7 protein-coding genes are annotated in these 12,717 nt (G+C 64.1%); 3 read left to right on the top strand and 4 right to left on the bottom strand.

Annotated features, from left to right (window positions below):
* Nucleotides 1-6: 6 nt before the first annotated feature.
* Nucleotides 7-885 carry a PrsW family glutamic-type intramembrane protease gene (locus IPF85_RS14870; RefSeq protein WP_343408864.1) on the bottom strand — a complete coding sequence of 293 codons (879 nt, stop codon included), beginning with the start codon at nt 883-885 and terminating at the stop codon, nt 7-9.
* A gap of 195 nt (nt 886-1,080) precedes the next feature.
* Nucleotides 1,081-2,193: a hypothetical protein gene (locus IPF85_RS14865; protein WP_343408863.1), complete on the bottom strand. Its 1,113-nt coding sequence runs from the start codon at nt 2,191-2,193 to the stop codon at nt 1,081-1,083.
* Between the two features lie 265 nt (nt 2,194-2,458).
* Between IPF85_RS14865 and mutS the strand changes: the two genes are divergently transcribed.
* Nucleotides 2,459-5,059 carry a DNA mismatch repair protein MutS gene (gene mutS, locus IPF85_RS14860; protein WP_343408942.1) on the top strand — a complete coding sequence of 867 codons (2,601 nt, stop codon included), beginning with the start codon at nt 2,459-2,461 and terminating at the stop codon, nt 5,057-5,059.
* A 124-nt stretch (nt 5,060-5,183) separates the two neighbouring features.
* Here the strand turns inward: mutS and IPF85_RS14855 are convergent, their stop codons facing one another.
* Complete coding sequence (locus IPF85_RS14855) at nt 5,184-8,198, bottom strand: M4 family metallopeptidase (protein ID WP_343408862.1); 3,015 nt, start codon at nt 8,196-8,198, stop codon at nt 5,184-5,186.
* Between the two features lie 380 nt (nt 8,199-8,578).
* A complete protein-coding gene (tyrS, locus tag IPF85_RS14850) occupies nt 8,579-9,814 on the bottom strand; it encodes a tyrosine--tRNA ligase (protein ID WP_343408861.1) in 1,236 nt (411 codons plus the stop codon).
* Nucleotides 9,815-10,514: 700 nt separating this feature from the next.
* On the opposite strand from tyrS, the gene IPF85_RS14845 reads away from it, so the two are divergent.
* Complete coding sequence (locus IPF85_RS14845; protein ID WP_343408860.1) at nt 10,515-11,297, top strand: alpha/beta fold hydrolase; 783 nt, start codon at nt 10,515-10,517, stop codon at nt 11,295-11,297.
* Nucleotides 11,294-12,577: a nickel-dependent lactate racemase gene (larA, locus tag IPF85_RS14840; protein ID WP_343408859.1), complete on the top strand. Its 1,284-nt coding sequence runs from the start codon at nt 11,294-11,296 to the stop codon at nt 12,575-12,577. The genes IPF85_RS14845 and larA overlap by 4 nt, the downstream gene beginning before the upstream one ends.
* The last annotated feature ends 140 nt before the right edge of the window (nt 12,578-12,717 follow it).

Raw genomic sequence — 12,717 nt, 5'->3', positions numbered from 1 at the left:
CCTCCTTCAGGCTGCCGCTGAACTGGCGCCGAGCAGCGTTTGCGTCTCGCGGTTGGCGCGGCGAATCAGGAAGAAGACGATGCCCAGGGTGACAACGGCCACCGCAGCCGCCAAGATAAGTCCGTTGACTGGTGTGTAGACCAGGCCGTTGGTGGTGACGCGATCGAGCGCAAAAAAGAAAAGCCCGTTGAACGTGGCCGCCAGCAGGAGTCCCAGCGGCAGGTAGTAAACCGGCGTGCGTTCGAAGCGTGCCTGGCCCAGGAAGTAGCCCATGATACCGGCAAAGCTGGCATGGGCGAGAGTGGTCTCGACGATGCGAATGGCGCCGACACCCAGATCAACACCACCGTTGCTCAGAATGTAGTTGAAGTTGAGCATCGTGGCGAAACCAAGCCCGGCCGCCGTGGCATAGATGATGCCGTCGGTGCGCTCATCGAACTCGGCGGCGCGGTAGACGGAGTAGCGTACGGCCAGGTATTTACAGAATTCCTGGATGATGCCGATGACCAGGATAGAACCCACGATCTGCACCGTCGTGTTGGTGTAGAGCCAGTCCTGTACACGGAACAGCCGTTCCAGCAACGGGGTCGCCACGGCATTAGCCACCAGGACCCCGAGCAGAAAGACAGCGATGATATAGCGTTTCGGTTCTGGCTCGACTTGGTCCTGCTGGTAGAAGAAAATCATCCAGATGACAGCCGGCACGGCCGCCATGATGAGGCCGATAGTGATGAGGGTGCTGCCCTGGAGTCCGCTCGCCGGCATCAGGCGCGCAACGAGCGCCATGATGCCCACGAAGGCCAGCAAGCCGATGACCTCAAGGACGCTCGCAACCCATAGGCCGCGTCGTTCATGGGTCAGCTTGGACAGTAGCGATTCGGTCATGTGTACTCCTCCTTCGTTCGAATGTTCTGCATTTCAATGTCCTTCTCAAAAAAACCTGCTCGCATCGGGCAAACAACCATAGCAACCGGCGGGCGCAGATGCCGCCTTTGGGCACACACCGGGGGTTTCCCTCTGAATTGGAGCTGAGCAGGTGAATCTGGCGCAGATGGACAGCCAAGTATAGCGCAAAGTATGCTAGTTGTCTATTTTGGCGATAGCTTGCCAGTAGGTGAAGCAGCGCTGGCGGATAGCGGCAATGCCGCCCAGGGTGACATCGGGGAACGATTGCCCGGCGCTGGCCAGGGCAGCCCGCAGCCGCCCCTCCAGCCGTTTGAGGCCGGCCGGATACGCCAGATGCTGCCGCGTGTGCCAACTGCGCGCCAGCACGACATGGCACGCGGCCAGGAAGAACTCGCCCTGCCCCGCGATGATGTCGGCCAGGAGGGCAAACAGGGCGGTCTTTTGGGCATCTTCGCCGGGCAACAGGGCCGCACGACAGGCCAGGCGCAGCGCTTCATCGCCGCGCCCCAACTGCTGCGCCAGCCGCGCCAGGTCCATGGGCGGCGGCCACGCCAACGGCCAGCGTGCGCACAGCGCCTGCAACTCCTCATACGCGTCCAACAGCTTTCCCTGACCGGCCAGGGCTTGCGCGGCCAGGCGTGGAAAGATGGAACGGTGCGGATACAGCCCCTGCGCCTGTAAAGCCAGGCTGCGCGCCTCGGCCCAATGGTTGAGCATGAGCAGCGCACGGGTCTTGTGCCGATACCAGCGCAGGCGCGGCGACTCGCTGAACGCTCCCGGCTGCACCGTGGGCGGCGGCCGGTCGTCGAGGTCCGCGGGGCGCAGGCGATCACACCAGGCCGCGACCAGGGACCAGTCGCCCTGCGCGACGGCGGCGTCAAGCACGACGAAGACGGCCTGCGCGGTGGCCGGCCCGGCGCCTTGAGCCAGAATCGCAGAGGCAGCCTGCTGCAGCGCGGCCAGGTCATGGCGGATCTGCAGCGGCTGCAGCGTCACCTCGAACAGGTTCCAGGCCAGTTCCGTACGCACGGCCAGGTCATAGGGCGCGCTCCGGGCAATTTTTTGGCAAACCTGCAGCGCCGGGCGCGCAAAACCGGCCAGGCGCAGGCAGGTGGCATAGCGCACACCGGCGGGCTGATCCCCGGCATCCCACGCGCGATGGAAGATGGCGCCTGCCCCCACGTAATCCCCGGCCTGAAAGCGTGTCTCGGCCTCATCCAGCACCCTGGTCGCTGCTTCGTTCGTCAGTGAGATAAGTGAGATAGAAGGCTCGTTCGAAGGAGTCATTGTTGGTTCCACAGGCAGGCATAACGATAGAAGAATGGCCGGTTTCGCGCGGCAGATCGGGTTACACCCGCGGCGGCTGGCTGTGGTATACTAAGCCTGTTTTCGACACCCCAATGGGTAGTAGGTCATCAGGCACTTGCCACAAGCCGTCGCGTAGAACGTTTGAGCGAAAACAGGACTGTCCCACAGTTGGCATTTGCCAGACCACCAGCTTGGAACTCTTCTTGTCGAACAGGCTAAGGGCCATCAATCACCAACCACGGAGCTGACTATGACCACACCCATGCGCCGCCAATACCTGGATCTGAAGCGCCAGTATAAGGATACCATCCTCTTCTTTCGCCTGGGTGACTTCTATGAAACCTTCGACGATGACGCCAAGATCGTGGCCTCGGTCTGCGATGTGGTCCTGACCTCGCGGCCGGTGGGCGCGGACATGCGCGTGCCCCTGGCCGGCGTGCCCTGGCACAGTGTGGATGGCTACGTGGCGCGCCTGATTCAGGCCGGTTACAAGGTGGCCATTGCCGAACAGCAGGGCGAGGCGCCGGTGGACGGCCTGGTGCCGCGCCTGGTGAATCGCATCGTCAGCGCGGGCACCGTGGTGGAGCCGGGACTGCTGCCGGAGAGGCGCAACAACTACCTGGTGGCCGGCGTGCGTCAGGATGACCGGGTCGGCGTGGCTTACGCCGATATTACCACCGGCGAATTTGCCACCACAGAGTTCAGCGGTGCAGACGCGGCGCTGCGACTGCGCGAGGAACTGGCACGCTTGCAGCCGGCCGAGCTACTGACAGTCGAGGATGGTTTTGCCCCCTCGGCTGAACTGGGCCTGGCCCCCGGCGCGTCGACGCGCCTGCCGCCCTGGCGCTTCGAACTGGAGACAGCGCGGCGCGCCCTGCTCGACCATTTTCATGTGCAGACCCTGGCCGGCTTTGGCTGCGACTCCAAGCCATTGGCGATCAGCGCGGCCGGCGCGCTGCTGCAATACCTGCGTGAGATGCAGCCCTCGGCGCTGGCGCAGTTGACCTCCCTGTACACCTACAGTCTGACTGAGTTCATGGTGCTGGATGAGGCCACACGGCGCAACCTGGAATTGACCGAGTCAATCCGGGGCAGCGATAATCGCCACACCTTGCTGGCCGTACTCGATGACACCCGCACGCCGATGGGCGCGCGCCTGCTGCGACGGCGCCTGGGGCAGCCCTTGCTCGATCTGACGCAGCTCGACGCCCGCCTGGGCGCGGTTGCCGCCTTGCAGCAGCATGGCCTGGCCCGCGCCGAGCTGTTGGCGCTGCTCAAGGGCTTTGGCGACCTGGAACGCTGGGTCAACCGGGTGGTGCAGCGCATCGCCCTGCCGCGTGACCTGCTGGGCATCCGCCAGGCGCTGACAAAAGTCAACGAGGCGCGTCGCATCACCGGCCAATTGCGCCCCGGCGCCGATGCCGCCGCGCTGCTGGCGACACTCGACGCCCGGCTTGATCCCTGCGCGGATGTGGCCGCGCTGCTCGGCCAGGCGCTCGTGGAGGAGCCGCCGGCCACCTTGCAACACGTGGGCATCATCCGCCCTGGCTTCAGTACGGAGATTGATGCTGTGGTCTCAGCCTCCAAAGATGCCAAGACCTGGGTTGCCAACCTGGAGGGGACAGAACGCGCACGCACCGGCATCAAATCGCTCAAGGTTGGTTACAACAAGGTGTTCGGCTACTACCTGGAAGTGTCCACCGCCAACGCACACCTGGTGCCGGCCGATTACATACGCAAGCAGACCCTGGTGAACGCGGAGCGTTACATCACGCCCAAGCTGAAAGAGATGGAATCCATCATCCTGCACGCGGACGAGCGCCAGTTGGAACTGGAGCAGCAGGTCTATCGCGCCGTTCTCGACCAGGTGGCCGCCCAGGCCGGGCGTTTGCTGACCCTGGCGCAGGCGCTGGCGGAGCTTGATGTCTATGCGGCGCTGGCCGAGGTCGCGGCGCGCAACCGCTATGTGCGCCCGGAGCTGGCGGATGACGGGATCATCGAGATCAAAGCCGGGCGCCATCCGGTCGTGGAGTTGACGCAGCGCGACGAGCCGTTCGTGCCCAACGATGTCAGCCTGCACCCGGAGCAAGCCATCATCATCCTCACCGGCCCCAACATGGCCGGCAAGAGCGTCTTCCTGCGCCAGATTGCGCTCATCACCCTGATGGCGCATATCGGCTCTTTTGTGCCGGCCGACGCCGCGCACATCGGGCTGGTGGATCGTGTGTTCACGCGCGTGGGCGCCGCGGATGACATCGCGCGCGGGCAATCCACCTTCATGGTGGAAATGGTCGAAGCCGCCAACATCCTGAACCACGCCAGCAGCCGCTCGCTGCTCATTCTGGATGAGATCGGTCGCGGCACCAGCACCTACGATGGTATGGCGATTGCCTGGGCCATCGTGGAGCACATTCACAATCACCCGCGGCTACGCGCCAAGACGCTGTTTGCCACCCACTACCACGAACTCACCGACCTGGCCGTGCGCCTGCCGCACGTGGTCAATTTCAGCCTGGCGGTGGCCGAAGAGGGCGGTCGCGTCGTCTTTTTGCACAAGATTGTGCCGGGCAAAGCCGATCGCTCCTACGGCGTGCATGTGGCCGAACTGGCCGGGCTGCCGCGCACGGTCATTGCCCGCGCCGATGAGATCCTGGCCGATCTGGAAGCTAAGGGCGCGGCTGGCCCGCGCAAGCTGGGCATGGCAACCGGGCCGCGGCAGTTGGGGCTTTTTGTCACCGGTCACCCGGTGGTGGAGGACCTCAAGAAGCTGGATGTCAACGGCCTGTCGCCGCTGGCCGCGCTCAACGTGCTGTTCGAGTTACAACAGCGCGCGCGTCAAGAATGATACTATCGAATGTCATGAAAATCAAACCGATTGCATCCGAGAAACAAAAATGCCGGGCCTCATCCGAGGCCCGGCATCCCCATTCATGATGCCAGATGGCGACGCTGCCATCCGGCGGGTGATGTTACATTTGAGAACGCGACGCGCGGCGGCGCAGGGCGAAGGCGCCGGCCGCGGCGGCCATGACGCCAACGACCAGCACCCACGGCCAGGTCGCCGGTCGCGTGGGCGTGTTCAGTTCACTCAGGGAGACCGCGGTGGGGTTGGTGCAGGTGAAGACGCGCAAGTCGTCCACGTACCAGCCGTCCACACCCGCGCAGCCGTCGTTGCCGAAGTCGAAGCGCAGGCGCACCGAATCGCCGGGCGCCAGGTTCAGGTAGCCCAGGTCAATCTGCGACTGACCCCAACTGCCGCTCACCGCGCCGCCGTCCGTGCCGGAGAAGGCTTCCTGTCCGGCCAACGGGTTGGTGTTGCCACCCGAAGCAGCGGTCAGCGTCATGTTGTACGCATTGAAGGTGAAGGCCGACGCGGGGATCAGCGCATAGGCGCCGCCGTTGACGCTGGCCTCCGCGTTGCCGCCATCCCAACTGAGCTCAGACGCGATGTAGTGATCGAACGCGATCTCGGGCAGGGCGCCAGGCGGAATGATGAACGCCGGGCTTTCCATGCGGATCACGCCGGAAACGTCGCCGTTGCCGCCGTCGCAGTTGCCGTTCAGCGGATCAACACCGAAGGCGCCGGCGCCGGCTCGCCCGCCGGGCAGCGTGTTGTCGGCCTCCCAGTCGTGCGGCTGCCAACCGCTGAAGACGCCCTGGTTGGTCAGGGTCCAACTGCCCAGGCCCGCCTCGAAGTCCTCCATGAAGATGTCGCTCACCACCTGACCGGCGCTGCACAGGGCCGGCGCGTTGGGGTTGAGCAGAGGCTGGAAGTTGCACTGCGTTGGCGGGGTGCTCAGCTCGGTCGCCAGGCTGGCGAAGTCTACCTGGTGGCAGTTGCCTGCGGTGAGAATCTGACCCGAAGGCAGACCAGTGGTCAGATCGGGCAGGTCAATGCCGCGCAGGTCGTTGCAGGCCGCCAGGATCGAGTCGGCATGGTCGGCGAAGTCACTGGCGGGGCCTTGATAGAAGGCCTGGGCGCGCCAGTAGATGTGCGCAGCCTTGGTCAGGCCGATGCCCATCACGGTCTGGCCGTTGTAAGTGCCGCCGTCCACGATCAACGCGAAGGTGTGGTTGGGCACGCCAGAGTTGGTATGCACGCCGCCGCCGTCGGTGCTGCCGCACTGGTAGTAGGCGTCGGTTACGCGGCCGGGGTCCGAGTAGCAGTTCGGGCTCCACATGTCGCGGATGGATTCGCCGAAGGCAGGATCATCCTCGCCGGAGAGCCAACGATAGGAGTCATCCGGCGCGGCGCCGCTGCCCAGGTGCAGGGTGACATTGACGCCTGTGCCCAACTGCGCCTTGATCAGGTTACCGTTGCTGTAGCCGATGGAAAGCGAGGGGATGACGATGGTGGGATCGGAGCCGGCCATGCCAAAGGGCGCATCGCCGCCCGTGATGTGGTTGGCAATGATCGCGCCGATGGCGCCGGCGTCCTGTGCGTTCTTGACCTTGATGGTGAAGGCGCAGAAGCCGCGATCAATCAACGCGATGTTGCCGGCCACGGCCGCGCCGTTGATGAGCGGTTCGCAGCCGTCGGTGGAGGCGGACGCCGGCGGAATGCCGCCGCCCACGCCGTCATCCACCAGAACCACGTTGCCGGTGAGGCCGGCGATGGTCAGCGGTGGGCCAAACGCGGCCGAACCGGCCGGATAGTCGCCAGCAATGCCCGCCGGAGAGTTGACCGTCAACATGGGCGGCGGTGTGGAGTAGAGGGAACAGGCGTCGGCCGAGCGCGGGCCGCCAGGCGTATCGGTGCCGCGGCCGTTGATCAGGTCAACCACTTCGCCCCAAATATCGGAGTAGGACTCGTTCAGCGCGCCGGGCTGCCACATGTAGATCAGGTTGTGCGTGTATTCGGTGTAGGCATGGCCCCACTCGTGCGCCACCGTGTCGTCGCCGGTCACGCCAGTGCAGTAGTTGGTGGTGGTGCCGTTCCAGTTGGCGTTGGGACAGCTGATGCCAGGGTCGTCGTTGACCGTTTCCATGACATGGCCCAGCGCGTCGTAGGAATCGCGGCCAAAGGCGTTCCAGAAAAGGTTGTAGGACTCGCCGGTGCCGTCAATCAGGTTGTTGATGTCCGCCGCGTTGGGGCCGACATAGGGATACGGGTCGCCTTCCTGCCAGACAAGCTGACCGGGCGTGTAGCCGCCGTCATAGACGTTGCGACTGAGCGACTCATGGATGGCTGAGATGCGATCCACGATCTTGCCGGTGTGGGCATCCACATAGACGAACTCGCGCACGTCGCGGCCGTTGCTGACTTCCACCTCGTAGACCAGGTGGCTGACGCCAATCACGCCCTCGGCCATGCCGGTGCGGAAGATGCGCAGGCTTTGGTTGGCCGCGGTGACATCGGCCGCGCCCACCGTGGTCACAGCGATGTTGCCGGCCCGGTCAGCGGTCAACGTTGGCGTCGCGCTGACGTTGATGGCTGGAATGAAGTAACCGTTGACGGTGCTCAGGCGTCCGCTGCCGTCGAAGTGGACGTGCAAACGGCCGGCGAAGACCGGCACGCCCTGGTACACCTGGTCGAACGTCAGGTGCGCAAAGCCGTAAACATCGGTTTGTTGTTGGGTCAGGCTGAGTTCGGCGCCGGCGTTGGTGATGCCAAAGACGCTGCCGTAAAGCGCAAAGTAAGCCTCAGCCTTGGCCGTCGCGCTGCCCGCGCCTTCGACGCCGGGGAGAGTTTGGCCGTCGGCCAGGCGCATGAAGCGGACGGCGCCGGTGGGTCGGGCATAGCTGATTTCAACATTGCCGCTGGCATCGGCGGTGAGCCGCGCCACGCCGGCGGGGTCGAGCACGGGCGCTGCGGTTGAGGCTGGCGTCGCGAGGGTTGTGGCATTCAGCAGGGCATTCAAGCTGTTGCTGGACACGGGACGAGCTTCTGGCAACGGAATAGCCAGGGCGCTGCTGACCAGGCCTAAGAGCAAAGAGATGGCCGCGATCAGCGTGATGGCGCGATACATGGACTTGTGAGCCATTGCAATCCTCCTGAATCGAATCAGATGTGAACGCGAAAATGGATTAGCAGAGGGTGCCGCTTTGAGATGACGGGTTGCAGCGGGGATGACCAACCTCCTTTCGGGTACAGCGCTCTGGTCGGCAATTTTACAGGGCTTGTCAGAGAATAGGTTGCCGCTTCAGTTCTGGCAGAACATGGTCACACGAACAGGATATTGTGTTTGTTGACAAGCCCGTGGAGTCAACAAAGAAGGCGTCAGGCGGGTGCTACCGGATAAGCGGACATGAAACGAACTGGGACACGAGAGCAACAACAGGCGTACCGACCATAACCGGTGCGTCTATTTTAGCGACAAAACAGGGGGGTGTCAAGAACGGCGGCGAGAAAACCGGAATCGGCTTAGCCGACCAGCCTGACAAAATGACGGCGGCCGACCTGTAGGATGCGGCTGCCAGCGGCGCCCAGGTCAATCACGGTTTCGATCTGCTCCAGGCGCTGTCCGTCCAGTTTGATGCCGCCCTGCGCCAGGAGGCGGCGCCCTTCGCCGCGGCTGGCCGTCAGCCCGGCGGCCTGCAGGAGGTCGAGCAGGGCCAGCGGCCCGCTCATGACAAACTCCGGCATGTCGGCCGGCAGCTCGCGTTCCTGGAAGACGGTGCGGAAATGGGCTTCGGCTTCCTGAGCGGCGTCCGCGCCGTGAAAAATTTCGACAATCTCGAAGGCCAGCTTCATCTTGACGTCGCGCGGATGGGCCGCGCCGGTCGCCAGGTCATCTTCGAGCCGCTTGATCTGCGCCGGCGTCCAGCGCGTGACCAGGTTCATGAAGTTGCTCATGGCGTGGTCAGGAATGGACATCACCTTGCCGTACATCTGCGCCGGCGGCTCGCTGATGCCAATGGCGTTGCCGGTGGACTTGCTCATGCGCAGATGCCCATCGGTGCCCACCAGGATCGGCAGGGTGATGGCAACCTGGGGGCGCTGGTTGGCCCCTTCGGCCAGTTTGCGGCCGGCCATCAGGTTGAAGAGCTGGTCCGTACCGCCGACCTGCACATCGGTCTGCAGCGCCAGCGCGTCATAGCCCTGCATCAGCGCGTAGAAGAACTCGTGCAGCCAGATGGCGTCGCCGTTGGCAAAGCGTTTGGCGAAATTGTCACGCGCCAGGAACTGCTGCACGGTGAAGTTTGCGGCCAGGCGAATGACATCGGCAAAACTCAGCGGCGCCAGCCATTCGGCGTTGAAGCGGATGCTGGTTTTCTCCGAATCCAGAACCTTGAAGGCCTGGGCGGTGTAGGTGGCGGCGTTGGCGGCTACCTGTTCAGGCGTGAGTTGTTTGCGCGCTCCTTCTTTGTCGGACGGATCCCCGATCAGGCTGGTGAAGTTACCGATGAGAAAGGTACACTCATGGCCCAGCTCCTGGAACTGGCGCAGTTTGCGCATGGGGACCGTATGCCCCAGGTGAATATCGGGCGCGGACGGGTCCACACCCAGGTAGACCTTGAGCGGCCGTCCGCTCTGCTGCGATTCCAGCAGGCGCACGCGCAGTTCCTTTTCCATGTTGGTAAACGTTTGCGCGTCGCCAAAATCGGCCCCACGCATCAGAATCGCGACTTGTTCATCAATACTAAGATTCGTTTCCATACTATCTATACCATCCATACTATCTTTACCATCCATACCCGCCATGCCATCCGCCGAGACTGCAAATTTTGATCACCGGTGTTCACGTCACACCGACGAATGCCATTATAATGCATATCTGGCACATTTGCGAACGAAGGTGCGTCGCACCTGCAGTTCCAAATGTAGCCATCCATGTGACTGGCCAGCGCCAGGCCGTCCTGGTGGGCGCGACGCGTCCCGTAGGGACACCTGACCTTAGCCATCCATCGCACGAGCCGTATCCGTCCCGTAGGGACGGTTGAATCCATCCCCCGCGGTCGTGGTATAGATTGCGCTCGGGGCGGCCTCATTCAATCGTCCCTACGGGACGACGGGTGTGGGGGGCATCGCTCGCTCAAGTCAAGGCGCCCCCTACGGGGCGCCGCATTTCCAAATGTAGCTTTCCAACGCCCACAATCCCTCTTGCTGCCCACCTATCTCGGGGATTTTGGGCCAAAACCGCCCGAACGAGGAACGCAGGCCCATTTACGGGCAGCCATTCCGTTCACATTCGGAATTCCTGGCGTCGCACCTGGGACATGAGTTGACGGAGTGTGTACGATGTGTGAAAAAAACGTGTGATGCGGCCCTGGAAATACGGTTATCTTTAGGGACAGGCGTTGGCGCATCGCGCGGGCTTGGGGTAAAATAGCCTCACCCGATAGAAAGGCCAAGGTAGATGTCAGAACAACTCATTTCTTTCCAAAATCAGGGACAGACGCTGTTTGGGATGATTCACATTCCGCCCGGCGCCGGTCCCTTTCCGGCCGTGCTGATCTTTCATGGCTTCACGGCCGATCGCAACGAGCATCATTTTCTCCTGGTCAAGGCGGCGCGGGCGTTGATGGCGGCGGGCTTTGTGGTTTTGCGCTTCGATTTCCGCGGCTCCGGCGAGAGCGAGGGCGATTTCAGCCAGGTGACCATCGAAGGGGAGATCAGCGACGGCCTGGCCGCCCGCGCCTGGCTGCGCGGCCATCCCGCGGTTGATCCAGATCTCGTCGGTGTCTGCGGCATCAGCGTGGGCGGCGCGGTGGCCGCGTGCCTGGCCGGCCGCACGCAAGACGTGCCGTCGTTGGTGTTATGGGCGCCGGTGGGCGATCCCGCGCGGGTTTTCAGCCAGGCCGGCAGCGGCAGCGGCAGCGGCTTTGCGCCGGTACCCGTGGAGGGAGGCATGGACATCGGCGGGCTGATTGTGGGGCAGGGCATGATTGCCGATGTGCTACGCCTGCGACCGACCGCAGAGGTGGTCGGTCATCCCGGCGCCGTTTTGGTCATCCAGGGCACGGCCGATCAGACCGTGCCGCCGTACAATGGCGAGATGTACCGGGAGGCGCTGGGCGAGCGCTGCACCCTGGTGTGGATCGAAGGCGCCGATCACACCTTTTCCCGGACCTGGTGGGAGCAGGAGGTGATTCGCCTCACCGTGGCGCATTTCCGCGGCCAATTGGCGCCGGCTGCATGAACTACCAGGTCCCGTTTGGCCGCGGCAGCTTGAGCTTTGCGCCGCCTGCGGGCATGACCCTCGATGTCATCGCTGCGCCCACGCCCGCGCCCTTGCCTGACTTTCCCGCTGCACTGGCATCTGCCTTGCGCCATCCCCTGGGCGCGCCGCCGCTGCGTGACCTGGCGTGGCCTGGCGCGCAGGTTTGCCTGGTCTTCACCGATGCCACGCGCACCTGCCCGGATGATGTGCTGGCGCCGGCGCTGCTGGCCGAGCTGCACGCCGCGGGGGCGCCGGATGCCCACATCACCCTGCTCTGCGCCACGGGCCTGCATCGCGCCAGCACGCTGGCTGAAAAAACGGCCAAACTGGGCGCGGACATCGTGGCCCGCTATCGCATCGTGGATCATGATGCGCAACAGGACGTGGTGAGCCTGGGTCAAAGCGAGCACGGCATCCCTTTGACGGTCAACCGCCTGGCCGCGGCGGCCGATCTGCTGCTTGCCACCGGCGTCGTTGAACCGCATCAATACGCGGGGTTCAGCGGCGGCAGCAAGACGGTGGCGGTGGGGGTGGCCGGCGAACCAACGATTGCCTACACGCACGGCCCGGCCATGCTCGATCAGGCCGGTGTGCGCTTGGGCAATCTGCACGACAACCCGTTTCAGGCGGCGGTGCGTGAGGCCGGTCGTCGAGCCGGATTGCGCTTTGTGCTCAACGTGGCCCTCACGGACGACGGCCAGCCCTGGGCGGTGGCCGCCGGCGCCCCCGATGCCGTTCACGATCACCTGGGCGCGCAGGCGCAGCGCGCCAGCGGAGTCACGGTGACGACGCCCTACGACGTGATCATTGCCGGCGTGGGCTTTCCCAAGGATCAGAATTTTTACCAGGCCAGCCGGGCCGCGACCTACGTGGCCCTCACCGCACGTCCTGCGCTGGCTCCGGGCGGGGTCATCATCCTGCCGGCGCCGTGCCCGGAGGGCATCGGTCAAGGCACGGGCGAGCAACGCTTTGCCGAGATCATGCGGGCTGGCGCAGATCGGCCGGCGCATCTGCTGAATGAGCTACGCGCACGGGGCTTTCCGCCGGGCGCACAGCGCGCCTACATACTGGCGCAGGTGCTTGAGCGGCATCCGGTGGTGGTTGTCGGCGCTCTCTGCCCTGAGGAGATTGCGGCGTGTCACCTCACGGCTTTTGCCACCATCGAAACAGCGCTGGTGTGGGCGCAGGCGCATCTGGGCCGGCCTCTACGCGTGGCTCTCGTCCCGCACACGCTGACGACGGTGTTGACCGTGGGGTAATTTTCTGATTTCGCCAGGTTCGGCCTCCTGGCGGGAGGATGTTGTCACGCCGGAGTCGTGACCTACGGAGGAGGGCGTTGTCACGCCGGAGTCGTGACCTACGGAGGAGGGCGTTGTCACGCCGGAGTCGTGACCTACGG

Source organism: Candidatus Amarolinea dominans, from assembly GCF_016704685.1.
Classification (GTDB): Bacteria; Chloroflexota; Anaerolineae; order SSC4; family Amarolineaceae; genus Amarolinea; species Amarolinea dominans.
Note: the sequence above shows the minus strand (reverse complement) of the source record. Positions and strands in the feature narration are given on the sequence as shown.